Here is a 22,829-nt window from a genome sequence, read left to right as displayed (position 1 = left end):
ACGCCGGGATGGCGTCGGGTCGGCCCACCAAAAAAGAGACCATCGATCAGTCGTCTGCGCTGTCCCGCCTGACGGTGACGACTGGAGCATCCGACGTTCGGAGTACTTTTTCTGTCACGCTACCGAGCAGGTACCGATCGACACCCGTTCGGCCGTGTGTCCCCATGACGACAAGGTCGATATCGTTGTTGTTCGCGTACCCGACGATCACCTGATGTGGCTTCCCGACGCGCACTATCGATTCGACATCTAGCCCTTCAAACTGTGCTACTGTATCGGCAACAAGCTTCTCACACCGCTCCCGGTGGGCCTCACGGAGCTCCGATGGATCGGTGCCAGCCATTGCGGTCCGTGCCTGCTTTTTTCCCGCAGATTCCGTCTTTGTACCGGCCATCCCCGAGTCCGATCTGGCATCCTTGCGGCCGATCGTTCCTCTCGGCCCGTCCTCGCTCTCGTAGCCGAGATACGAGGAGTTAGCGACGTGAAGCACATGGACCGTCGCGCTGTAGGTTTCAGCCAGAGTACGGACGTGGCTAACTGCGGCACTCGCGCCTTCACTCCCATCTACTGGATACAGGATTGTGTTGTACATGATCTCTCCCGAAGCTGTACTCGGGCAACTGTAGATTTATTCTAAACCACCATATTCTTGGGGGCATGCTGGCAGTGCTCATGGCCACCATGCTGCGGGGTAGCTGACGATACTCAGATATAGTTATATGCGTTCGTGAGCAATGACGGCACATGTCGGAATACGAGTTCTCGAACCGGGTCAAAACTGCCGACAAGTGGAGCTGGATCGTCTCGACACTGGTCACCGTAGTGTTCTTTACAGCAAGTCTCCTGATTACGATGCACGCGGAGTTCAGTGCAGTCGTCGCCGCGGGGGTCGGTATCGGCGTCCAGTTTCTGTTGCCCTACTATGCGAGTATCTCTGTCCCTGCCGAGCAGCGCCAGTCGCTGGCGGACCACCCGACCGCTGACAACTTTCATCACGGTGCGGTCGGCGGTGGGTTGCTTCTCGGATCAATTGCTGGATTCGTGACGATGGTTGTGACGACAGACCACAACATTAGCCTGCTTACCGGCTGTTTTCTCGCGTTCGTCGGATTCTTCGCGCTCCGGGGAACACTCCCTCGTCGGTGAGTCGTAATGGATGAGTACTTTTCAGGGGTTGGCAAATCCGTCGGTATCGAACGCCGTGATGTTCGAAATCTGGCGTTCACTGTCGGTATCATGTCACTCGTGCTCTTCGCATACGTTCAGGGTCCGCTGATCGATCGCATGTTTACTGCAGTTGTCGGGGGCGCCATTTCGGGGATCGTCTTCCTCGTTGTGACACTTGTCATCAATCAAATCAAGCCGGATCACTGGTAGTGCCGCTTTCCCGAAACGGCTGATCGCTTTGATTGGTCCGTTCCACACAGCGCTATGACTACACCTGTCATATTTCATCTGTAACAGCAGCAATCTTGCACTGTGGCGCCACGGCGCATCTGACGGTATTCGAGTGCAACAGTGGCCAGTCTGATCTGTGTGGTACATTTATGAGGGATACTGTGGTCGTTTATTATCAGGGGCTCACCGGCAGCAATCAGCAACATGACCTGCACAACAGGTGATAACCACCTATAGACTCATCTATGACAGACAACACCTACGTCGGCGCAGTCGACCAGGGAACGACAGGAACACGGTTCATCGTATTCGACCACAGCGGACAGATCGTGGCCAACGCCTACGAGAAACACGAACAGATCTATCCGGAGCCGGGCTGGGTTGAGCACGACCCCCGGGAAATCTGGGAGAACACCAAAGACGTCACGCTACAGGCGCTCTCGGACGCGAACATCACCGCGGACCAGCTCGAAGCCATCGGTGTAACGAACCAGCGCGAGACGACGCTGCTGTGGGACGCCGATACGGGCCGGCCGCTCCACAACGCGCTGGTCTGGCAGGACCGCCGGACGACCGACCGAATCGAGACGCTCCAGGAGGACGGCAAAGCCGACGACGTGCAGGCCAAAACCGGCCTCGAACCCGACGCGTACTTCTCGGCGACGAAGGCCGAGTGGCTGCTCGATAATGCCGACCCGATCAAAACCCAGCGCGCCCGTCCCGCCGATGTCCAGGAGCGCGCCGCTGAAGGGGATGTCCTCTTTGGCACGATCGACACCTGGGTCATCTACAACCTGACTGGCAATCATATCACGGATGTCTCGAACGCATCACGAACGATGCTGTTCGACATCCACGAGATGGAGTGGGACGACGAACTCTGTGAGGAGTTCCGCGTTCCGAAGGAGATGCTACCGGAGGTTCGTCCCTCCAGCGACGAGGAGACCTACGGCAGCACCGACCCGGACGGCTTCCTCGGTGCCGAGGTTCCGGTCGCGGGGGCGCTTGGCGACCAGCAGGCCGCGCTATTCGGCCAGACGTGTTTCGAGGCTGGCGACGCGAAAAACACCTACGGGACGGGCAGTTTCTTCCTGATGAACACCGGCGATGAGGCGGTCACGAGCGAACATGGCCTGCTGACGACGGTTGGCTTCCAGCGCTCGGGCGAAGAGGTCCAGTACGCGCTGGAAGGGTCGATCTTTATTACTGGTGCGGCGATCGAGTGGCTCGAGGACATGCAACTCATCGAGGACGCCGCCGAGACCGAGGAGCTCGCACGGAGCGTTGACTCGACGGACGGCGTTTACTTCGTTCCCGCGTTCACCGGCCTCGGTGCGCCCCACTGGGATCAGCGCGCACGCGGTACAATCGTCGGCATGACGCGTGGGACTCGACGCGAACACATCGTGCGGGCAACGCTGGAATCGATCGCGTATCAGACACGCGACGTGGCCGAGGCAATGGAGGCAGACAGTGGCATCGACATGCAGACGCTGCGTGTCGACGGCGGTGCGGTCAAGAACAACTACCTCTGTCAACTCCAGTCCGACATCATCGACACGGACATCGCACGACCAGAAGTCGACGAGACGACGGCGCTTGGTTCGGCGTACGCCGCCGGCCTCGCCGTCGGCTACTGGTCCGATCTCGACGAACTCACCGCGAACTGGCAGATCGACCGCGAGTTCGAGCCCGACATGTCGAACGAGGTGGCGGACAAACTGTACAGTCGCTGGTCCGATGCCGTCGATCGCTCCCGTGACTGGGCCCGCGATTCCGACCAGTAATCCTCCACGATCTTGTTTTTGCTCGGAGCATACCGGGACGAGAGCCCTTCGAGACCGTGGATCCGATGAAGGGTGGCGCTCCACAGAGCAATAGCGTCGTCTCATCGTCCGCAAAGTATCGGTTCTCTGCCTCGACGATATCGTCAGCTCGTAGCCTCTGTGGGTGCCTTTACTGGCAACGTATCTGGGACTCGGGGGAACATTTATCACTGATACTGGAAATTTTCTAGCAAGGAATCGCTGGCGGCTGACCGTATTTGACCTCGCTATCCGAACTGGGGGGATCCCGGAACACGAAACCATGACAGACAACACCTATGTTGGCGCAGTCGACCAGGGAACGACAGGAACACGCTTTATGGTGTTCGATCACAGCGGGCAGGTTGTTGCGAACGCCTACGAGAAACATGTACAGCAGTATCCGCAACCGGGCTGGGTCGAGCACGATCCCCACGAGATCTGGGAGAACACGAAAGCGGTTACCGAACGGGCCCTCGACGCTGCAAACCTCTCCGCGGACCAGCTGGAAGCGATCGGCGTGACGAACCAGCGCGAGACGACGCTGCTGTGGGACGCCGACACCGGGCGACCGCTCCACAACGCACTGGTCTGGCAGGACCGCCGGACGACCGATCGCGTCGAGAGGCTCCGGAACGAGGGAAAAGCCGATGACGTACAGGCCAAGACCGGTCTGGAACCCGACGCGTACTTCTCGGCGACGAAGGCCGAGTGGCTGCTCGACAACGCCGACCCGATCACAACCCGGCGCGCACGTCCCGTCGACGTTCGCGAGCGTGCGAGTGCGGGAGAGGTACTGTTTGGAACGATCGACACCTGGCTGATCTACAATCTGACGGGCAATCACGTCACGGATGTGACGAACGCCTCCCGGACGATGCTGTTCGATATCCACGAGATGGAGTGGGACGACGAACTCTGTGAGGAGTTCCGCGTGCCAAAGGAGGTGCTACCGGAAGTGCGTCCCTCCAGCGACGAGAACTACTACGGCTACACCGACCCAGACGGCTTCCTCGGGGAGGAGATTCCGGTCGCGGGCGCACTTGGCGACCAGCAGGCCGCGCTGTTCGGGCAGACCTGCTTCGATGCGGGTGATGCGAAAAATACCTACGGGACGGGTAGTTTCTTCCTGATGAACACGGGCAACGAAGCCGTCACCAGCGACAACGGTCTGCTGACGACGGTTGGCTTCCAGCGCTCGGGCGAACCCGTCCAGTACGCGCTGGAAGGGTCGATCTTCATCACCGGCGCGGCGATCGAGTGGCTCGAAGATATGACGATTATCGACGCCCCTGCCGAGACTGAAAAGCTCGCACGGAGCGTCGACTCGACTGACGGTGTCTACTTCGTCCCCGCTTTTACTGGTCTCGGCGCGCCCCACTGGGACCAGCGTGCGCGCGGAACGCTTGTCGGACTAACCAGAGGGACGCGACGTGAGCACATCGTGCGGGCGACGCTCGAATCCATCGCGTATCAGACGCGTGACGTGGCCGAAGCGATGGAAGCCGACAGCGGCATCGACATGGGTGCGCTACGTGTCGACGGCGGGGCTGTCAAAAACAACTTCCTCTGTCAGCTCCAGTCCGATATCATCGGTTCGGGAATCGTCCGACCACAGGTCGACGAGACGACGGCACTGGGGTCGGCATACGCGGCCGGTCTCGCCGTCGGCTACTGGTCTGACCTTGACGAACTCACCGCGAACTGGCAGGTTGACCGACAGTTCGAGCCCGAGATGGAGGCCGAACGTGCAGACCGTCGGTACGAGCAGTGGTCGGATGCGGTCGAGCGTTCACTTGACTGGTCAGGGGAGTGACTACCAGTCCGGGCCGCTGATATACGCGTTGACCCACGGGAAACGGGGTTCGTCACCCAACTTTTTGTCCGTCTGTCGCCACGTTCGACTATGAGCGCTGACCTCCTCGTCTACGGTTCGTACGGCTACACCGGATCGCTGGTCGTCGACCACGCTCTCGCCAGCGGACTCGATCCGATCCTCGCCGGCCGTCGGGCCGAGCCGGTCGAGCAACAGACAGCGGAACTGGGCTGTCGCCATCGCGTGTTCAGCCTCGAACACCCGACTGTCGTCGCCGACCAGCTGGCCGATATCGATGTCCTGGTGAACTGTGCGGGGCCGTTCTCCGCGACGGCGGATCCACTCGTCTCGGCGTGTCTGGCGACCGAAACACACTACCTCGATGTCACGGGCGAGTACCAGGTTATCGACCGAATCGCCGACCGAGATCGGGACGCCGAGCAGGCGGGCGTCACGCTGCTTCCGGCGGTCGGCTTCGATGTCGTTCCGACTGACTGTCTGGCCGCGAGTCTGGCGAGCGACCTGCCCGATGCGACGCGGCTCGAACTCGCCATCGACGGCGGGACGACCATCTCACAGGGTACTGCAAAATCGCTTGTCGAGGGGCTCGGCTCGCCCGGCGCGGTCCGGCGCGATGGACGACTCGAAGACGTCCCTGCGGCGTGGGATTCCCGCGAGATCGACTTCGGTAACGGTCCCGAATCGGCGGTGACGATCCCGTGGGGCGATGTCGTCACCGCGTTCCACTCGACCGGAATCGGCGACATTGAGGTGTACACCGCGGTGCCCGAGACAGGGATTACCGCGATGCAGCGGACGCGTCCGCTCGGTGCCCTGCTCCGGACGGAGCCTGTCCAGCGGCTCCTCAAGGGGCTGGTTGAACTGTCGATCTCCGGTCCGTCGCCGGAACAGCGGGCCGAGAACGTCTGTCGGGTCTGGGGGCGGGTCACGAACGATGCGGGCGAGAGCACTACCGGGCGGCTCCGAACGCCAGACCCGTACGAGACGACGAAGCTGACGACAGTCGAGGCGGCGAGACGTCTCCTCGAAGACGACGTTTCGAGCGGCTTTCAGACCCCGTCGACGGCCTTCGGGGCCGGATTTGCGACCGAGTTCGAGGGCATCGAGCGCGTAGAGTAGGGTTACAGCTTCCCCGACGCCGCGAGTTCTTTTACCTTCGTCGCGCGTTCCCGTATCGTCGCCAGCTCCTCCTCGTCTTTGTTGTCCAGATGACTGTACACTAGCCCCATCCGGTGGTTGCTGCGCAGATCGTCCTCGTTTCGATCGAGAAAGTCCCAGTAGAGCGCGTTGAACGGACAGGCTCCCTCGCCCGTCGTTCTGGTGTGGTAGTACGGGCAGTTCCCGCAGTAGTCGCTCATCCTGTTGATGTAGTTCGCCGAAGATGCGTACGGCTTCGTGGCGAAGACGCCGCTCCCGAACAGCCCCATCTCGACGACGTTCGGGGTCGTTACCCAGTGGAAGGCGTCGACAAAGCCTGCGTGGAACCAGCGGTTCAGCTGTGTGGGTTCGACGCCGTAGAGCAGGCCGAAGTTCGAGAGGACCATCAGTCGCTGGATGTGATGGGCGTAGCCCCGCTCGCGGACGCTCCCGACGGTATCGTCGAGACAGCGCATGTCGGTCTCGCCGGTCCAGTACGCGGGCGGTAAATCCTCATCGGCATCCAGCTGGTTGGCCCCTGCGAGTTCGGGCATCTCGCGTCGGTAGACGTGACGGACGAACTCGCGCCAGCCGATCACCTGCCGGACAAACCCCTCAACGCTGTTCAGCGGCACGTCCTCACGCTCGCCTGCCTCGATGACACGCTCGACGACCTCCGCTGGATGGAGCAGGCCGAGGTTGATCGCGGGCGAGAGCAGGGCGTGGTACATTCCCCACTCGTCATCGACCATCGCGTCCTGATAGGGGCCGAACTTCGGGAGCCGATCCTCACAGAATGACTCCAGCGCGTCGAGAGCATCCTCGCGGGTCACGGGCCAGCGAAACGGCTCCGGATCGGCCCAGTCGCCGCCGTAGGGCGGCCCGTCGTAGCTCCCCTCGAACGTCTCGGTGACCCACTCGATGACTCGGGCTGTCGTCTCGTCGGGCCGGTAGGCTGGTGGGTCCGGCGGATCGACGTCCTCTCCCGGCGTCTCCCGGTTCTGGTCGTCGTAGTTCCACTCCCCGCCGACCGGCTCGTCGCCGTCCATCAGGTAGCCCGTCTTCCGGCGCATGAACCGATAGAACTCCTCGTGGCGGTAGCCGTCGCGCTCGCCAGCCCACTGGTCGAACTCGTCGGGTGAACAGAGGAAGGTCTCGTTTTCGACGAACTCGATCGACCCGCCGTGTGCCGTGATCAGGTCGTCGAGACGGTCTGCAGCGTTCGCGCTTGCCGGTCGCATCGCCACCAGTTCGTCGCCAGGATGCGCCGCAAAGTGTCGGGCCAGCCCCTCCTCGAAGCTTTCGGCCTGCTGGTAGTGTACCGTACGGCCCTGTTCCCGGAGGTCGTCGCGGAACTGGCGCATCGCGCTAAACACGAGCACGAGCTTGTGTGGGTGATACGGGAGTTTGCGGGCGAACGACTCCGCTTCGAGTAACAGGACTGGCTCGTCGGGTCGCCGGGCGACCGGTCCCCGCTCATGGGTCAGCCCATCGCCAAGCACGAGTACGGTCATCGTCGGTTCGCCGTTCCGATGGCGTCTGTCGTGATCATTCGATTCCGGTTACGGCGGTATCGACAAAACCCTTCGGCCTACCACCGTGGGTACAGTCCCTACCACGGGGTCCAGTCCCCGTCGACCACTCGATACTCGCGGTCGATCCCGTCGATCGTGCGGACGTCCTCTGGATCGAGCGAGATGTCAAGCGCGCCGTAGTTCTCCCGGATGTGGGCGGGCGTCGCCGACTTCGGGATCGCGGCAACGCTCTCTTTGTCCAGGAGCCACGCGAGGCTGACCTGTGCCGGAGTCGCGTTGTGTTTCTCGGCGATATCGACGATCTCGGGCACGTCGAACACCTCGCCGCGCGCGATCGGCGAGTACGCGACCAGCCAGTGGTCGTCCTCGCGGGCGTACGAGCGCAGCTCTTCCTGGGGGTGGAGCGGATGACACTCGACCTGGTGGGCGAACAGATCGACGCCCCGGTCGTCCAGTCCCTCTATGGCCTCCTCAAGCAGTTCCGGCGTGAAGTTCGAGAGTCCGACGTGATCGACTAGTCCCTCCTCGACGATGGCGGCGAGCCCGTCCAGCGTTGCTTCCGAATCGTAGGTATCGAGCGGCCAGTGGACGTACTGCAGATCGATCCGGTCGACACCGAGACGCTCCGCGCTCTCGCGGGTCGTCTCGACCACGTCGTCGTACGCGAGGTTCCCGGGATCGAGTTTCGTCGCGACGAAGACGTCCGCACGGTCGACGTCCGAGTCGGCCAGCGCCTCGCCGACGTACGTCTCGTTGTCGTAGCCCTGTGCGGTGTCGAGGTGCCGGTAACCGGTGTCGAGGGCGGTGGTCACGGCGTCGATACACTCCGATCGATCGGTCATCTGGTAGGTTCCAAAGCCGAGTCGGTGGAAGCTCATGTATCAACAGTTTATGCCTGACCGTATAATATTCTGGAAAACGGCAGCGTGCGATCTCTTTCCCCTCGACCCGTGATCCATCGAAGGGACGACCACGAACTTATTATTGCGAGAACCATAACCATTATCTGTGAATATCCATCGGCTGAAATGCAGGTTCGGGTTGCACGACTGGGTGTACTCCCGTCACCGATTCGACGACATCGTTCTCGTCGAAAAGCGATGTCTGTGGTGCTCAGCGGAAACGACTGCTGCGAGCTATCCGGTGGAGGGCCGTGGGGAGACGGAGAGCTCCGTCCGTGCCCACTGACCCAGTTCCTTTACTCTCCGCCCGTTCGTTCCGAGAGAACGGCAGCGAGTAGCTCCTCTTCGTGGTTCGCGGCGACGCGAACGACCGCGTCGTAGAACTCGCTTCCAGTCAGGTTCCGGACATCGTGGTCGGTTCGCAATCGTGCGTCGACAAGCGCTTCGAGGTCTTCTAACTCTCGTAGGCTGGACGGCCGGACGTAGATCGTTTGCTGGACCGTCTCCTCGAACTCGAACGCTGGAGTTTCTATGTTCTCTCCCGCTCTGTTACCCACCCCATCAATCACGTCCTCGACTGTCTCCGCGATGGTGGAGACCGACGCCTCGACGGCCTCTGGGTCGACCGTGTCTCTGGCCTCCGTGACGACCTCTTCGAACGATTCGCTGCTGATCGTCTCCTCGTCGGACTCGTCGGCTGCCCGCTCTCCGGATCGTCCGGGCGTATCAGGGGTCCGGTCGGTCATCCGCTCCGCCCCGCGTTCGATAGCGTCCTGTTCGTCCGTTCGGTACTCCGACCTTTCGGAATGCCAGCGGTTGCGTTCGGTTCCATCATGATACAATGTGTGAACCTTGTTATCCGTTTCGAGGTCCTTGCTATGTTCTTCTGCACCGCGTGACATCATATATGTTACGTCTAACTTCCCGGCAGTCACTGTGTATGTGGTGTTTTCGATGACAGCAGGGAGTTGTCGATAGGGACAAATTCTACAATGTTTAGGACGTTTGGGTCGCAGTAACCGGATAACTGCAGGCGCGTGGGATGGTATATGGGCGTCACCTGCCCGGGACCCCTGTACGCCCGGTATACGACCCTGTACTCGGTCGTTAGCTCGGAGTATGAGGCCGTAAAGCCCCCGATGTTCTCCACTAGACACTCTATAACTAAGCCCGAAACACTCCGTTTTCGAGACGAACGACAGTGACGATTAAATACCAGTGGCTGACGGCATCCAGTATAAACCTAGCCGTCGGCGGTTCACCAGATCCATGTCCAACATGAACACATACAGCAGTACACGACGCCGGAGCGAAGAGACGAAAGAAGATTCCAGAGAGGGCTCCACCTGTGGGGAGTGCGAGAGCGGGACGCTCGTGCACAACTCGGATCGCCACGAACTCGTCTGCAACGAGTGTGGACTCGTCGTCGAGGAAGAGTCGATCGACTACGGCCCCGAATGGCGTGCGTTCAATCACAGTGAGCGCCAGTCACGCTCGCGTGTGGGCGCACCCACGACGGAGCTAATGCACGATCGGGGGCTCACCACGAAGATCGACTGGCGGGACAAAGACGCAAACGGACGGACGATTCAGCCCGAGCAGCGAAGCCGGATGCAACGACTCCGCAAGTGGCAACAGCGAATCCGAACGGGTGACGCTGGTGAGCGAAACCTCAAGCAGGCGCTCTCGGAGATCTCCCGGATGTCAAGCGCCCTCGGTGTTCCCCATTCGGTTCGTGAAGTAGCGAGCGTGATCTACCAGAAAGCGCTCGATGCTGACCTGATCCGCGGACGGTCCATCGAGGGCGTCGCGACGGCGTCGTTGTACGCCGCCTGCCGTCAAGAGAACATCCCGCGAAGTCTCGACGAACTCGCCGAGGTATCCCGGGTCGACCGCAAAGAGATCGGGCGGACCTATCGGCATATCTCTCAGGAGCTTGATCTCGTGATGAAACCGGTCGACCCGACACAGTACCTCCCGCGGTTTTGTTCCCAGCTTGACGTCGACGGCGAAATCAGACAGCTGGCAAAGGAGATACTCGAGACGACTGTCGCAAGCGGTGTCCACTCGGGGAAATCCCCAACCGGGTGTGCGGCGGCCGCCATCTATCTCGCCGCACAGCGCTGTAACAGGGAGATCACACAACGGGATGTCGCAGATGTCGCACAGGTCACTGTCGTCACGATCAGAAACCGATATCAAGAGCAGGTCGAGGTCGTCGACGAAGGACTTCAGTCTGCGTGAACGAGAATGGTACCGTCGCTCCGGACGACGACCTGGTGATCTCCGTAGAAGAACGAGACGGTGGCATCCGGATTTCTCCGAGAGTCAGTAAATAGCGCGTCGATCGCGTCGGGGCTCACGTACGTTCCGAGCGGATCCAGATCCAGGGGATCACAGCCAGCGGTCTCGGCGACGGCTTCGATCACCGCGGTGCTCGTTTCCGTGTCGCCGTCCAGTTCGTACCGATCTGCTGACTCGGGGTCGAACTCGTTTTGGGGGTGGTGTGTGTCTGTCATCGTTGCAGGGGTCTATCATCCAATCCGTGGGGCGGTCACTGGTTTCTGCTAGCAAGGACCAGTTAATACGATGTTGTTGGACCTTTGAAGATATAAATATTTTCCCGAGATATGAATGTGTATTGATTAGATATGGTGTAGCGCTACGGCGATCCGCCTTCAAACACGGCGAGTGACTGGCTCGATTTTCACTCAATTGACGTATGAAAACGCAATACGAAGCCGTACCCGTAACGAGTCGAACCGCGACCGTGCTATGCCGATAATATCCAACTTACCGATTGGTGTGCCCGTATGACCACTCTATACACACAGTAAGCCATGCCAAGAGTTCACGGGGAAAAGCATCATTTTTGTTTGATTAACTTTACAATGCAAGCCGTTGACTACTCAGATAGACAGAACGAAAATCGGTGCGAAAGGGGCTGTACTGCATTAACAAATGAATGGGGGAGATTATGCACGGACGATACACTTGGACGAACGACGGACAACGGATTGGGGGAGAGTATGACAGGCAGTAATATGAGTGCGACGGCAACGGAGGAACCGAATCTGTCATCGGAACCACCGGCCGAGGGGGAGTCGGAAGCGGAGGTGGAAGCCGAACCGTCCCAGCTACCACTCGATATCGTTTTCGAGATACTGAAAAACAGACGGCGGCGGCGGGTCCTGCACCACCTCAAAGAACAGGAGGACGGGTCTATCGATCTCGGAAGCCTCGCCGAGCACGTCGCGGCACTGGAAAACGACAAATCCGTTGCGGCACTGACCTCGGGGGAACGAAAGCGCGTCTACGTCGGTCTGTACCAGTGTCATCTTCCGAAGATGAACGACGCTGGTGTCGTCGATTTCGACCGCAATCGCGGGACGATCGAACTCGGCGAAACCGCCGACCAGCTAGACGAGTATCTCGGGATCGATACCGAGGAGCGGCGGCCATGGCCACAGTACTACCTCGGGATCACACTCGTCGGTGCTGGACTCTTCCTGATCGGCCAGGCCGGGTTTTATCCGGCCGACTGGCTCACCTCCGCTATCGTCCTCGTAATGGTTGCCGCGCTTGCAGGCTGTGCGGTGGCCCACGCCAGAGTAGAGCGCGACTGAACGTTCCGTTTGCCGGTTCGAGAGCCGTCGTATACGCTTCTTATCCGAACTAAGCAGTGGCTGCCGATTGGGCACCTGATCTATAACAAAGGTGGGTGATGCGGTCGGTGGCTGTATCCGCTTCCCGGCGTCGCCGGGGGTATCTACAATGACCGCACAGCACACCTCCACGGACCTATCGTATCGCTCCGATGACCACCCGTACAGTACTGTCCGCGTCCGTTCACGGCTCGAACCGCGTTCACTCTTGGGGAGGGATCAATAATGTGTGGGATCACCGCGCGGGTCGGCGGCGGAGACGCGCTCGAGGAACTCCTGACCGGCCTCACAAATCTCGAATATCGCGGCTACGACTCGGCCGGAATTGCCCTCAGGAACGGTAGCGGCCTCTCCGTTCACAAGCACGAGGGGAAGATCGCCCGGCTCGAATCACAGGTTCGAGAGGTTCGTCCCGCTGGTGAGATCGGGATCGGACACACTCGCTGGAGCACCCACGGGGCGCCGACCGACGCGAACGCTCACCCCCACACCGACTGTACCGGTTCCATCGCTGTCGTCCACAACGGGATCATCGAGAACTACGACGAACTCAAAGCCGATCTGATCGACCGCGGTCACGAGTTCGAAAGCGAGACCGATACCGAGGTGATCCCGCATTTGCTCGAAGAGGAGGTTGCGGCGGGCCACTCGATGCAGGACGCCTTCCGGCGTGTCACAGCCCAGCTCGACGGTAGTTACGCGATCGCGGCCGTCTCGGCGGAGACGGACGCCGTCTACGCGACCCGGCGCGGCTCGCCACTGATTCTCGGCCTCGGCGAGACGACACAGTACCTCGCGAGCGACGTACCGGCGTTCCTGGAGTTCACGGATCAGGTTATCTACCTCGAAGACGGGGACGTCGTTACCCTCACTCGGGACGACTACGAGATCACCGACACCGACGGTTATCCGGTTACCAGAGAGGTTCGAACGATCGACTGGATGCCCGAGGATGCAGAGAAGGGGCGCTACGACCACTTCATGCGCAAGGAGATCAGCGAACAGCCCACCTCGCTGGCCCAGACCATCGAGGGGCGCATCGTCGAGGAATCTGGCGGGGAGGGTTCGGCCCGACGTGTCTGTCTGGATGAATTTCCACCCGGGGCGTTCGCGGACGTTTCCGAGATTCAGTTCGTTGCCTGTGGAACGAGCTACCACGCCGCGCTGTACGGGCAGGCGATGCTCGCCCGGCGCGGTATCGGCTCGCAGACGTTCCGTGCGGGCGAGTACGCGATGCTTCCAGCCCCGGTCGACGAGGACACCCTCGTGATCGGCGTAACGCAGAGTGGGGAGACGGCGGACACGCTGGAATCCCTCCGCCGTGCGTCCGAAGGCGGTGCCCAAACGCTCGCGCTGACGAACGTCGTTGGATCGACCGCCGCCCGCGAGTGCGACGATGCGATGTTCATCAGGGCTGGTCCCGAGATCGGTGTCGCGGCAACCAAAACGTTCTCTTCACAGGTCGCATCGCTGGCGCTGCTGGCCGAGCGCCTCTGTGAGGACCGTACCGGGGAATCATCGCCGTATCAGGGTGAGCTTCTGTCGGGCCTTTCGGCGTTACCCGGACTCGTCGAGTGCGTCCTGGACGACGGGCGAGCGAACGACGTGATCGACAGGTACCGTGGGATGGACTCGTACTTTTTCATCGGGCGAGGGATTGCCCACCCGGTGGCGTTGGAGGGGGCACTCAAGTTCAAGGAGATAACCTACGAGCACGCCGAGGGCTTTGCCGCGGGCGGACTCAAACACGGCCCGCTCGCACTCGTCACGCCGCGAACGCCTGTCTTTGCCGTCTTCACCGGGCGATACACCGACAAGATGCTCAGCAACGTCGAGGAAGTGCAGGCTCGCGGCGCACCGGTGATCGGTATCGTGAGCGAGGACAACAGCCGGGTGATCGAGACAGTCGATGACGCCATTACGATCCCGGACTGTCATCCTGACATCGCGGGACTGCTGGCAAACGTCCAGCTCCAGCTGGTGGCCTATCACGTCGCGGACTATCTGGATCGCCCGATCGACAAACCACGCAACCTCGCAAAGAGCGTCACGGTGGAGTAGTCATGTCACGCATCGACCCCGAGACCGTCCATGTCGACTGGTATCAGAACGGCGAGGACGAGCAGGTGCTGATCGGGTTCGACGGCGACGATGTCAAGGTCGCGGTCGCGTTCACCCCGGATACCTCGAAACGCGAACTTCGGGAGGTCTTTGCCGCCCGTGACAGGGAACTGAGCCATTACTTCGAGTCACTGGCGCGATGCCGCTCGTCGGGAGGCCCACAGCGACAGCGATCCCGAGAGTAGTACCGCCATTTCCGGGGATAACAGTCGCTTACCCCACCGTTTGGCCCGATAGGCGTCTGGTTACTTTACCCGGATAGGTCGACCGTTCAGATACGATATGCCCAGCGACTTCACCTTCGAGATATACGCCGACCTCCTCGATGCGGGTCTGGAGGCTGGATACGAGTTCATCACAGTCCGGGAGTACCTCGCGAGCGATCCACTCCCCCAGCAGTTCGTGATCCTGCGTCACGACGTCGACCGCAAGGCCGAGAACGCCCTCGATATGGCCCGACTGGAGGCCGACCACGGCGTCTCCAGCACCTATTATTTCAGGACGATCGAGAAGACGTTCCGCCCGGAGATGATCCGGACGATCGAACGACTCGGCCACGAGATCGGCTACCACTACGAGGATATGGATCGCACCGATGGCGACGTCGGGGCGGCCCACGACTCCTTCGAGACGGAACTCGCACGACTGCGCGAGCACGCCACGGTCGATACCGTCTGTATGCACGGGAACCCCCTCACCGATACCGACAACCGAGATATGTGGGACCACTCGGCGACGTCCGATGATCAGTTTGCCGCCTACGGCCTCCTCGGTGAGGCCTACCTCTCGATGGACTTCGAGGACGTGACGTACTTCTCTGACACCGGTCGAACCTGGCGGGACGGCGACCTGAAGATCAAAGACCACACGATGGGCGAGGGCGACAAGGAGATTCAGGTGGGGACGACCGAGGAGCTGATCGCACTGTTGCGATCCCGGCGGATTCCACGGCCCTGTCTCCTTTCGCATCCGAACCGCTGGGCGCGAACGCGCCGCGAGCTCGTCATCGAGTCGGCCAAAGACCACGCGATTAACGTGGCCAAGCGGGGACTGGTCGCCGTCTCGTGACGATGTCGGGATCGACAACTGACGACCCGCTGTCGGAGCTACCACCGCTGGATAGCGACGCTCTCGCGCCACAGTCGGACGGCGGGGCGCTCGATATCGTGATTACGATACAGCACCCGGCACACGTCCACTTCTTCCGGAACGCAATCGACGATCTCGAAGATCGGGGCCACCACGTACACGTCTTCGCCCGCGAGAAAGATATCGCGCTGGACCTGCTCGATGCCTACGAGATCGACCATGAGGTACTCGCCGGAGCGGCAGGGGGACTCGTGGGGAAGGCAGCTGTGCAACTGGCCTACGAGTGGCGGCTGTTCCGTCGGGCCCGCCGGATCGATCCGGACGTCATGGTGGCGATCGGCGAGCCGGGCGTCGTCCACGTCGCGGCGCTGCTGGGAAGCCGTAGCATCGTCTTCACCGATACCGAACATGCTACCTACCGCAAGCGGTTCGTCTATCCGATGGCCGATCAGGTCTGTAGCCCCGAGTACTACAGCGATCACATCGGGGACAACCACATCAAGTACCCGGGGTATCACGAACTCGCCTACCTCCACCCGGATCGGTTCACGCCCGATCCCGCGCCGGTGCGGGAGATGGGGATCGATCCCGAGGACCGACTGGTCGTGCTTCGTCTCGTCTCGTGGGAGGCTGCCCACGACATCGGCGACTCGGGGATCGATGACGTCACCGACGTGGTCGAACAGCTCGAAGCCGCGGGCGCGACGGTCGTGATCACCGCCGAAGGCGAGCTCCCGCCTGCCCTCGCACCCTACGAGATCACGGCTCCGCCGGAACGGATCCACGATCTGTTGTATCATGCCGACCTCTTCATCGGCGAAAGTGCAACCATGGCGACCGAGAGCGCCATCCTCGGGACGCCTGCGATCCTCGTCACGACGATCCGCGGGATGGGGAATATTCGGGAGCTTCGCGACGAGTACGAACTCGTTTTTAGCTACGCCGACGCGACCAGACATGCCGACGCAATCGAGCGCGCGGTCGAGATTCTGGAGTCCGAAACCGACGACCGCTGGGAGCAGCGTCGACAGCGACTGCTTTCCGAGAAGATCGATACGACGACCTTTCTCACGACGCTGGCCGAGGACGGTCAGGTTGGCGCGGCCGTCTTCGAAGATCCGCCGGCGATGGGTTTCTGACTGCGAAAAGCTGACTGGACTCGATTTCGACGTCCCGCCCATTTTCGTTCACTGTACAACCGCCTCACGCTATACTGAGTCACTGCCTCACGTTCCAGTGGGTCATTCCATATAGCCGAGACCGCGGAGCCTGTCCTCGACGTCCTGAAAATCGTCGTCCGTCTCGGCATCCGATCGCTCCATGGACGGGTTCAGTTCTCGGTGCTCCGGCGAGCCATCGATTGTCAGTATCTCTTCGAGAACCGTCCCGTCGATCTCCTCGGGAATCGGCTCCCCGATGCTGTGCAGGAGGGTCGGTGCGACGTCGTACACGGTCGCGTCCTCTGTTCGTGTGTTCGCCGCGATTGAGGGACCAAGCGCAAAGATGATCCCCTCGTGATCGTGTGTCGCTTCCATGGCTCCGGTATCGGTTACGAACGTGTCACTCAGTGCTGACTGGACCAGATACCCCTCCCGCCCCTGCACGATGAAGTCGGGCGACCGGTCGTCCCGTGGGAACAGGCTGTCGCCATCGACCAGGTCGAACAGGCGCTCGCCAGTCTCCGGATCGGTAGCAGATTCGAAGGTCTCCCGTAGCTCTCGTTTGACCGTCTCGACCTCGTCAGACCGAACCGTTCCCCGATCAAACCGGCCCTTCCTGTTAACGTACAGATGGCTGGTACCGTGGAAAAAGGCGGTCGTGGCGTCGAAATCAACGTCGTACAGTGGGTGATCGCCAGGGACCTGTCTGGCGACGGTGTCGGTAATCCGATTCGGAAGTGCGTCGACGAGTTTGGCCTCGTCGACACCGACCCCATCTAGCACGCGTTCGAGTGACGCCTTCGTGATGCCGAGTTTCTCCAGCACCCCCCGGCCGTTGTCGTCGTTCGTCCGGGCAAGAAATCCCTCGCGTTCCAGCAGCCGGTTCGGATACGCGACCCTCGATATCGGCCCGAACCCGTGATCGGAGACGACAAAGAGGTTGGCGTTCTGGGCTCTCGTATACTCGATCACTTCACCCAGGATCTCGTCGAGGTATCGATAGTGTTCGAGGATGACGTCCTCGTCCCAGTTGAGATGCTGGAGCCGATCCGGCGCGGTGTACACGAAAAAGAACAGTTGCCAGTCGTCGGTGTCCATCAGCAGTCGCATGAGTTCGCGGCGGCTCTCGACGTTTGACTGCAGGTCCTCGACGAGTGCTGCCGGCTCGTCCGCGTACTCGGTCCACTTGAGACCGATCTCGTATTCCGGGATCTTTCGTTCGATCTCGTCTCGTAGTTCCGGGGGATGGGTGAACCCCTCGTTTTGCTCCGGCGTCATCATTCCGGTTACCATCTGACCGTCGATCGCGCTGGCGGGATACGTCATCGGAACGTTCCCAACCACAGCCGGCGAGAGGTAGTCCCAGAGTGCGGTTCCGCCCCGGTCCGCGCTCGTTGCCATCCGGTGTGTGTAGTTATCGTGGAGGTTCTGGAAGTCGTAGATTCCGTGCGTGTCGGCGCGAACGCCGGTTGCGATAGAGGGCCAGGCCAGAGCAGTCTGTGGCGGTATCGTGCTTTCAAGTGGGCCTGACGCACCCTCCTCGAACAGCGTCGAGAAGTGTTCGAGTTCCCCATCCTTCGCCCATCGTTCGACGAGATTCCACGGAACGCCATCGAGTCCCAGCACGAACGCTTTGGTAGTCTGCATGGTTTACCTACAACTCACTGCCCCGGCTACCCGGTTTGTAATGTCCGTCTTAGCCCACGCAGGGACCGGATATCTCTGCGCTAGACGCTCACCGTATCTGCTTATATAGCCCCGAGATCAACCCCATCCCGTGTGTGCTGTGCTGGATGCTGTAGTAGGTGTAGAGATCCGGTGCGAACTTCGCCTTGTAGCCACAGAGTCGCTGGTTGTTCGCGCCCACGAGATCGTATCGATCGAGTCCTCGATCCATCGCATCCGTCATGATCCGCCAGTCGAGTCGGTCGTTGATCGGCACGTCGGTCTCCGGTTTCGCGCCGCCCTGCCACCGGTAAACAGTCCTGTCGTCCTCGACCGTCACGACGCCGCCGACGAACGCGCCATCGACGGTACAGACGTACGGCCGGACCCGGTCCCTGCCCAGCCGACCGTACAATCTGGTAACGGTTTCGGGCGTCAGCTTGTAGCTTTCGCCCTGATGTGCGTGGCGCTCGATCACCTGTGTGATGATCCGCTTGACTGCGCGTCGATCTCCGACCGTTATCTCGACATCGGCGTCGACTTCGTCAGTCGCGTTTTTCCGCGCATCGCTGCTGAACGACGCCAGTAGCGTCTCCCGGTCGGGCGTGAGATCGACCACGTAGGTATAGGCAGGGTCGACGTCGAACTCGTTCCAGGCGAACGGCCGGGGATCCTCGTACCACGGACCGGTCCGTAGCTGTGTGAAGTTTGGATTCCACGCGGCGTCAAGGTAGTCGACGCAGGCATCGACAAAGCTGTCGTGTCGCCGTTCTGCCTTTCGCTGTTTGAGTTTCTCGAAGTTGAGCAAAGCGGGGCCCAGATAGCTCACTTTCAGGTCGGGTGGTGGTGAGAACGCCGCAGTGATCGGGCCCAGTGAGAGGCCGAACAGCGGAAGGATGCCCACCGGCTCCTGTCCCTTGAATCCGACTAACGGATGCAGATCAGAGCCGGAGTCCTCCGCGAGCACCTCCAGTGCTTCGTACCGGTGAAACGGGGTCGCCTGTGGCGAACGTTCGACGAGCCGGTTCCAACGATCCCGCTCATCGCTACCGAACCGCTCTATTTCGATACTCATTCGAGGTACCCCAGGTCGGCGAGTTGCTGCTCGACGTGAGCGTCGTCGGTACGTGTCGTCTCGTCCCGATCGTACTCCGGATACGCCTCCGATCCGGCCGGTTCCACACAGGGCATCGCGGAGCCATCCATCCGATCGCTCGCCGGCACGCCCATCGTCGAGAGGACGGTCGGCGCAACGTCGAACAGATGGGCAGTTGCAGTGCCTGGCTCTCTGACCGCCGCACCGGAGACCACGAAGCTACCGTCGATCTTGTGGTTCCAGGGCTCCTGTGGCGGACCGAACTGATCGCCGCGGAGCGACGCCGTCAGGAAGTGATCGAACTCGGAGGGTATCGTCACGATGTCTGGGGCGTTCTCGACGTTATCGCCGTGGAACAACGCTTCGCGGCGTTCGACCACCTCGAACACTGGATCGCCGTCCGGCGTCTCGACGGCTCCGAGCGCGTCAATAAGCTGGCTCCGAACAGTCTCGTACTGGCTCGGCTCGACGACGCCGGACGGCTCCCGTCCCGCAAGATTGATCCGGACGCCGAGCTCGATCCGGGATCGCATGTACGCGGTCGAAGCCTCGAAATCCACCTGTTCGGCAGCTGCACGTGCGATGTCGCCGGGAACGCGTTTCGCAACGGTCTCTTTTAGTCCCACCCGATCGAGCGCGTCGGCGATCCGCTGGCTCGTCACCCCGACACTTGCGGCAGCCGACAGCGATCGCTCGATCATCGAGCGTTCCTCGGTCGCTCCCGTTTTCCCCTCGCGGAGTTCGGAGTCGGCGATCGAGGACCACGAGGGCATCCCGCTTTCCCCGGCAGTCCGTTCGACGAATCCCTCGTCGGCGAGGAATTCGTTGACGCGGAACTCGTACCCGTCGTACTCCCCGATCCCGTGATCACTGACGATCATCACGGTGTCGGGGTCGTGCTCTTCGATCGTGGCCCGTACCTGCTCGTCGACGGCCCTGTAGATCCGTTCGACGACGTCCCAGTGGCCGGGATACTCGTGAAACACGGTGTCGGTCTGCTGGAACTGCAGGAAGCCGAAGTCGGGGTCAAACCGATCCGCGAGATAGCGAAATGCTTCGCCGCGGCTTCGTGTCATCGCACAGTATTCTTCGATCTTGGCCTCGGTCGGCGACTCTCCGGTCGGCCGTCCGCCGTAGATGCGGTACTCACCGATCTCCTCTTTGATGTCTTCGAGCAACCCCTCGGGATGACAGCGTGGCTCTTCCGGAGCGGTGTAACCGGGGACGATCGCGCCCTCAATCTCGTCCGGGGGCGTGGTGACTGGGACGTTAACGACAACGCTGGAATATCCTTTGTGATCCAGCAGCTCCCAGATGGCGAACTCGTCGACGTCGGTTCTGTTGAGGACGTCCCAATCGTACCCATCGAACGTGAGGAAGCTGAAGACGCCGTGTTTGCCCGGGTTGACCCCCGTGTAGATGGAGGGCCAGGCGCTCGGAGTCCACGGTGGGATCTGTGATTCGAGGTCGCCGGAGACGCCCGACTCGAACAGTGATTCAAGCGTCGGCGTCGCCCCAGCCTCGAACAGCGGGTCCAGAACCCGCTTGCAGGCTGCATCGATACCGACAAGCAGTGTTTGCATGTACGATAGCGTGGTGGGAGCAACTCTTTGTTATGGATCTCTTTCACCGGACGGTACGGACCCACTATCGTCGGCTCTGGGTCCATTTGTGGCCACCTCAATTGCGGTCCTGGTTAGTGTTGCCAACAGCTCTGTTCTCCGTGCTCCAGTCCCTTACGCACGGTTAGCTTTGGTTCTGCTGGGGTTTCGTTGGGATTATCCGGTTGGTTCGGATCGACGTCCGTTCTCTGCTTCGGGGTAGTAACGGCATAACAAAGCACGTGAACACCGCCGATATCGTAGAACGAACTCCCGTCGTAGGGTGGACAACCAGTCGGCAGTCGCGGTCAGATTAACAGCTCAATGTCCCTTTCACAACGTATCTCCCGTGGTCTGAAAGCCACGCTGCTCTCGCGGATCGTTCGGGCAGTTGCTAACGCCGCGATGATCATCGTCCTTGCCCGCTATCTGCTCGGCCCTGACGGGTACGGACTGTTGTACTTTGCGTTGTCCGTCATTGGCGTGGTCGCAATCTTTGCCTCGGCCGGTCTCCCGAAATCGACGGCGCGGTATGTCAACACGTATCTCGAAGACGATTCCTCGCAGGTTCCGTTGATACTCCGACGCTCGGCGCTGTACATCCTCGTGCTCTCCGGTCTGGTCGGAATCGGATTGTTCTTTGCAAACGACTGGCTCGCTGCGTTCCTCGACGAACCGGCGCTGGCACCGTTCCTACTTGTCGGGATTGCCTATGTGTTCTTTCGGGCGTTCAACCAGTACTGCATGCTCGCATTCCAGGGGTTCAACCGCGTCGACTGGAGTGCGGTGATGGGAATCATCGAAAACGTCGCGCGGCTGGTCTGTGTTATCGCCCTGGTCGTGTTGGGATACGGAGCGATCGGGGCCTTTACCGGCTACGTTCTTGGTTACGTTGCATCCGTAGGATTCGGACTGGTCGGACTATACGTGTTCTTTTACAGGGATCTGGACCGGGCCTCCGGATTCGAACCCGGGCTCCCACGCCGGATTCTTGAGTACAGCGTCCCGTTGACTGCTACCCGAGGTGCGAACGTGCTCGACAAACGGGTCGATACCGTTCTCGTCGGCGTACTCTTGAGCGCAACCGCGGTGAGTTTTTATACCATCGCTCGACAGGTTGCAGAGTTCGCGGCGGTTCCGGTCCGGTCGCTCGGTTTTACGATCTCCCCCGCGCTTGGTGAACAGAAGTTCGCGGACCAACCGGATGTGGCGGCACGGCTCTACCAGGAGTCGTTCCGGCACGTCTCCATGTTGTACATTCCCGGTGCCGTCGGGCTGATGCTTGTCGCCGACCCACTGATCCGATACGTCATCGGAGTGGAGTATCTTGGCGCTGTTCCCGTGTTGCAGGTGCTCAGTCTCTTCGTCCTCGTCAACGCGATCAACCTGATCACGACGGATAGTCTCGATTATTTGGGCCGGGCACGGATCCGTGCCATCGCAAAAGGCGTCACCGCCATTGCGAACTTTATTTTGAACCTCCTGTTGCTCCCGCTGATCGGCGTCGTCGGGGCAGCGCTTGCTACGGTTATTACCTTCTCTACGTACACAGCGATCAACGTGTACGTGATCCACCAGGAACTGGGGCTCGATTTCGTCTCGCTCGCACGAAGCGCTACCGTCATTACCGGTATTTCGATCGTTATGGGAACGATCGTCGTACTGTCGCTCCCGTACGTTTCCGGACTACTCACGCTGGCCGGTGTCATCGCGGCAGGTGTCTCCGTCTGGGCGATCCTGTCGGTCGCCATTGGCCTGATCGATCCTGACGAGGCCGTCGCGTTCTTTGCGGAACGGAACTGAAATTTCCGGGGTTCC

Annotated in this window: 20 protein-coding genes; 12 read left to right on the top strand and 8 right to left on the bottom strand. The window is 60.8% G+C overall.

Annotation, left to right across the window (positions count from 1 at the left end):
- Positions 1-46: 46 nt before the first annotated feature.
- The gene (locus tag AArcS_RS09080) at positions 47-592 is read right to left on the bottom strand and encodes a universal stress protein (protein WP_238477105.1); all 546 of its coding nucleotides are present in this window, start codon (positions 590-592) and stop codon (positions 47-49) included.
- 152 nt (positions 593-744) lie between these two features.
- Here AArcS_RS09080 and AArcS_RS09075 point away from each other — a divergent pair, with 152 nt between their 5' ends.
- The 5 genes from AArcS_RS09075 to AArcS_RS09055 all read left to right on the top strand — a co-directional run bounded on the left by AArcS_RS09075 (position 745) and on the right by AArcS_RS09055 (position 6,159).
- A complete protein-coding gene (locus AArcS_RS09075) occupies positions 745-1,146 on the top strand; it encodes a hypothetical protein (RefSeq protein WP_238477104.1) in 402 nt (133 codons plus the stop codon).
- A gap of 6 nt (positions 1,147-1,152) precedes the next feature.
- Entirely contained in the window at positions 1,153-1,377 is a 225-nt protein-coding gene (locus AArcS_RS09070; protein ID WP_238477103.1) for a hypothetical protein, read from the top strand.
- Positions 1,378-1,643: 266 nt separating this feature from the next.
- Complete coding sequence (gene glpK / locus AArcS_RS09065) at positions 1,644-3,185, top strand: glycerol kinase GlpK (protein WP_238477102.1); 1,542 nt, start codon at positions 1,644-1,646, stop codon at positions 3,183-3,185.
- 301 nt (positions 3,186-3,486) lie between these two features.
- Positions 3,487-5,019 (top strand): glycerol kinase GlpK, encoded by a 1,533-nt coding sequence (gene glpK / locus AArcS_RS09060; protein ID WP_238477101.1) that lies wholly within the window; start codon positions 3,487-3,489, stop codon positions 5,017-5,019.
- 90 nt (positions 5,020-5,109) lie between these two features.
- The gene (locus AArcS_RS09055; protein WP_238477100.1) at positions 5,110-6,159 is read left to right on the top strand and encodes a saccharopine dehydrogenase family protein; all 1,050 of its coding nucleotides are present in this window, start codon (positions 5,110-5,112) and stop codon (positions 6,157-6,159) included.
- Between the two features lie 2 nt (positions 6,160-6,161).
- Here AArcS_RS09055 and AArcS_RS09050 read toward each other — a convergent pair whose 3' ends face one another.
- From AArcS_RS09050 to AArcS_RS09040, 3 genes are all read right to left on the bottom strand, one after another.
- Positions 6,162-7,691 (bottom strand): cryptochrome/photolyase family protein, encoded by a 1,530-nt coding sequence (locus tag AArcS_RS09050; protein WP_238477099.1) that lies wholly within the window; start codon positions 7,689-7,691, stop codon positions 6,162-6,164.
- A gap of 98 nt (positions 7,692-7,789) precedes the next feature.
- A complete protein-coding gene (locus tag AArcS_RS09045; protein ID WP_238477098.1) occupies positions 7,790-8,590 on the bottom strand; it encodes an aldo/keto reductase in 801 nt (266 codons plus the stop codon).
- A gap of 320 nt (positions 8,591-8,910) precedes the next feature.
- Positions 8,911-9,519, bottom strand: coding sequence for a DUF7970 domain-containing protein (locus AArcS_RS09040; RefSeq protein WP_238477097.1), 609 nt, complete (start codon positions 9,517-9,519; stop codon positions 8,911-8,913).
- A gap of 373 nt (positions 9,520-9,892) precedes the next feature.
- Here AArcS_RS09040 and AArcS_RS09035 point away from each other — a divergent pair, with 373 nt between their 5' ends.
- On the top strand, positions 9,893-10,858 hold the full coding sequence (locus AArcS_RS09035; protein ID WP_238477096.1) for a transcription initiation factor IIB: 966 nt from the start codon (positions 9,893-9,895) through the stop codon (positions 10,856-10,858).
- On the opposite strand, the gene AArcS_RS09030 is transcribed toward AArcS_RS09035, so the two are convergent.
- The gene (locus AArcS_RS09030; protein ID WP_238477095.1) at positions 10,846-11,133 is read right to left on the bottom strand and encodes a HalOD1 output domain-containing protein; all 288 of its coding nucleotides are present in this window, start codon (positions 11,131-11,133) and stop codon (positions 10,846-10,848) included. The two genes, AArcS_RS09035 and AArcS_RS09030, sit on opposite strands and share 13 nt — an antisense overlap.
- Positions 11,134-11,643: 510 nt before the next feature.
- Between AArcS_RS09030 and AArcS_RS09025 the strand changes: the two genes are divergently transcribed.
- From AArcS_RS09025 to AArcS_RS09005, 5 genes are all read left to right on the top strand, one after another.
- Positions 11,644-12,240: a DUF7344 domain-containing protein gene (locus AArcS_RS09025; protein ID WP_238477094.1), complete on the top strand. Its 597-nt coding sequence runs from the start codon at positions 11,644-11,646 to the stop codon at positions 12,238-12,240.
- Positions 12,241-12,504: 264 nt separating this feature from the next.
- Complete coding sequence (glmS, locus tag AArcS_RS09020; protein ID WP_238477093.1) at positions 12,505-14,340, top strand: glutamine--fructose-6-phosphate transaminase (isomerizing); 1,836 nt, start codon at positions 12,505-12,507, stop codon at positions 14,338-14,340.
- Positions 14,341-14,342: 2 nt separating this feature from the next.
- The gene (locus tag AArcS_RS09015) at positions 14,343-14,585 is read left to right on the top strand and encodes a hypothetical protein (RefSeq protein ID WP_238477092.1); all 243 of its coding nucleotides are present in this window, start codon (positions 14,343-14,345) and stop codon (positions 14,583-14,585) included.
- 97 nt (positions 14,586-14,682) lie between these two features.
- Entirely contained in the window at positions 14,683-15,468 is a 786-nt protein-coding gene (locus tag AArcS_RS09010; protein ID WP_238477091.1) for a polysaccharide deacetylase family protein, read from the top strand.
- Between the two features lie 2 nt (positions 15,469-15,470).
- Positions 15,471-16,628 carry a DUF354 domain-containing protein gene (locus tag AArcS_RS09005; protein WP_238477090.1) on the top strand — a complete coding sequence of 386 codons (1,158 nt, stop codon included), beginning with the start codon at positions 15,471-15,473 and terminating at the stop codon, positions 16,626-16,628.
- Positions 16,629-16,730: 102 nt separating this feature from the next.
- On the opposite strand, the gene AArcS_RS09000 is transcribed toward AArcS_RS09005, so the two are convergent.
- From AArcS_RS09000 to AArcS_RS08990, 3 genes are all read right to left on the bottom strand, one after another.
- Positions 16,731-18,296 (bottom strand): alkaline phosphatase family protein, encoded by a 1,566-nt coding sequence (locus tag AArcS_RS09000; protein WP_238477089.1) that lies wholly within the window; start codon positions 18,294-18,296, stop codon positions 16,731-16,733.
- A gap of 88 nt (positions 18,297-18,384) precedes the next feature.
- Positions 18,385-19,389, bottom strand: coding sequence for a GNAT family N-acetyltransferase (locus AArcS_RS08995; protein ID WP_238477088.1), 1,005 nt, complete (start codon positions 19,387-19,389; stop codon positions 18,385-18,387).
- Positions 19,386-20,993 carry an alkaline phosphatase family protein gene (locus AArcS_RS08990; protein ID WP_238477087.1) on the bottom strand — a complete coding sequence of 536 codons (1,608 nt, stop codon included), beginning with the start codon at positions 20,991-20,993 and terminating at the stop codon, positions 19,386-19,388. Before AArcS_RS08990 ends, AArcS_RS08995 begins: the two co-directional genes overlap by 4 nt.
- A gap of 342 nt (positions 20,994-21,335) precedes the next feature.
- Here AArcS_RS08990 and AArcS_RS08985 point away from each other — a divergent pair, with 342 nt between their 5' ends.
- The gene (locus tag AArcS_RS08985; protein ID WP_238477086.1) at positions 21,336-22,814 is read left to right on the top strand and encodes a flippase; all 1,479 of its coding nucleotides are present in this window, start codon (positions 21,336-21,338) and stop codon (positions 22,812-22,814) included.
- Positions 22,815-22,829: the final 15 nt, after the last annotated feature.

Source organism: Natranaeroarchaeum sulfidigenes (genome assembly GCF_017094485.1).
GTDB lineage: Archaea > Halobacteriota > Halobacteria > Halobacteriales > Natronoarchaeaceae > Natranaeroarchaeum > Natranaeroarchaeum sulfidigenes.
The sequence above is the reverse complement of the archived record's forward strand: the minus strand, read 5'-3'. Positions and strand labels throughout refer to the sequence as shown.

Excerpts from the sequence above, each read along its gene's own strand:
- glpK (WP_238477102.1), top strand. The coding sequence starts at position 1,644 with ATGACAGACAACACCTACGTCGGCGCAGTCGACCAGGGAACGACAGGA.
- AArcS_RS09045 (WP_238477098.1), bottom strand. The coding sequence starts at position 8,590 with ATGAGCTTCCACCGACTCGGCTTTGGAACCTACCAGATGACCGATCGA.
- AArcS_RS09030 (WP_238477095.1), bottom strand. The coding sequence starts at position 11,133 with ATGACAGACACACACCACCCCCAAAACGAGTTCGACCCCGAGTCAGCA.
- AArcS_RS09075 (WP_238477104.1), top strand. The coding sequence starts at position 745 with ATGTCGGAATACGAGTTCTCGAACCGGGTCAAAACTGCCGACAAGTGG.
- AArcS_RS09070 (WP_238477103.1), top strand. The coding sequence starts at position 1,153 with ATGGATGAGTACTTTTCAGGGGTTGGCAAATCCGTCGGTATCGAACGC.
- glmS (WP_238477093.1), top strand. The coding sequence starts at position 12,505 with ATGTGTGGGATCACCGCGCGGGTCGGCGGCGGAGACGCGCTCGAGGAA.
- AArcS_RS09000 (WP_238477089.1), bottom strand. The coding sequence starts at position 18,296 with ATGCAGACTACCAAAGCGTTCGTGCTGGGACTCGATGGCGTTCCGTGG.
- AArcS_RS09055 (WP_238477100.1), top strand. The coding sequence starts at position 5,110 with ATGAGCGCTGACCTCCTCGTCTACGGTTCGTACGGCTACACCGGATCG.
- AArcS_RS09025 (WP_238477094.1), top strand. The coding sequence starts at position 11,644 with ATGACAGGCAGTAATATGAGTGCGACGGCAACGGAGGAACCGAATCTG.
- glpK (WP_238477101.1), top strand. The coding sequence starts at position 3,487 with ATGACAGACAACACCTATGTTGGCGCAGTCGACCAGGGAACGACAGGA.
- AArcS_RS08995 (WP_238477088.1), bottom strand. The coding sequence starts at position 19,389 with ATGAGTATCGAAATAGAGCGGTTCGGTAGCGATGAGCGGGATCGTTGG.
- AArcS_RS09010 (WP_238477091.1), top strand. The coding sequence starts at position 14,683 with ATGCCCAGCGACTTCACCTTCGAGATATACGCCGACCTCCTCGATGCG.
- AArcS_RS09035 (WP_238477096.1), top strand. The coding sequence starts at position 9,893 with ATGAACACATACAGCAGTACACGACGCCGGAGCGAAGAGACGAAAGAA.
- AArcS_RS09080 (WP_238477105.1), bottom strand. The coding sequence starts at position 592 with ATGTACAACACAATCCTGTATCCAGTAGATGGGAGTGAAGGCGCGAGT.
- AArcS_RS09005 (WP_238477090.1), top strand. The coding sequence starts at position 15,471 with ATGTCGGGATCGACAACTGACGACCCGCTGTCGGAGCTACCACCGCTG.
- AArcS_RS09050 (WP_238477099.1), bottom strand. The coding sequence starts at position 7,691 with ATGACCGTACTCGTGCTTGGCGATGGGCTGACCCATGAGCGGGGACCG.
- AArcS_RS09015 (WP_238477092.1), top strand. The coding sequence starts at position 14,343 with ATGTCACGCATCGACCCCGAGACCGTCCATGTCGACTGGTATCAGAAC.
- AArcS_RS08990 (WP_238477087.1), bottom strand. The coding sequence starts at position 20,993 with ATGCAAACACTGCTTGTCGGTATCGATGCAGCCTGCAAGCGGGTTCTG.
- AArcS_RS08985 (WP_238477086.1), top strand. The coding sequence starts at position 21,336 with ATGTCCCTTTCACAACGTATCTCCCGTGGTCTGAAAGCCACGCTGCTC.
- AArcS_RS09040 (WP_238477097.1), bottom strand. The coding sequence starts at position 9,519 with ATGATGTCACGCGGTGCAGAAGAACATAGCAAGGACCTCGAAACGGAT.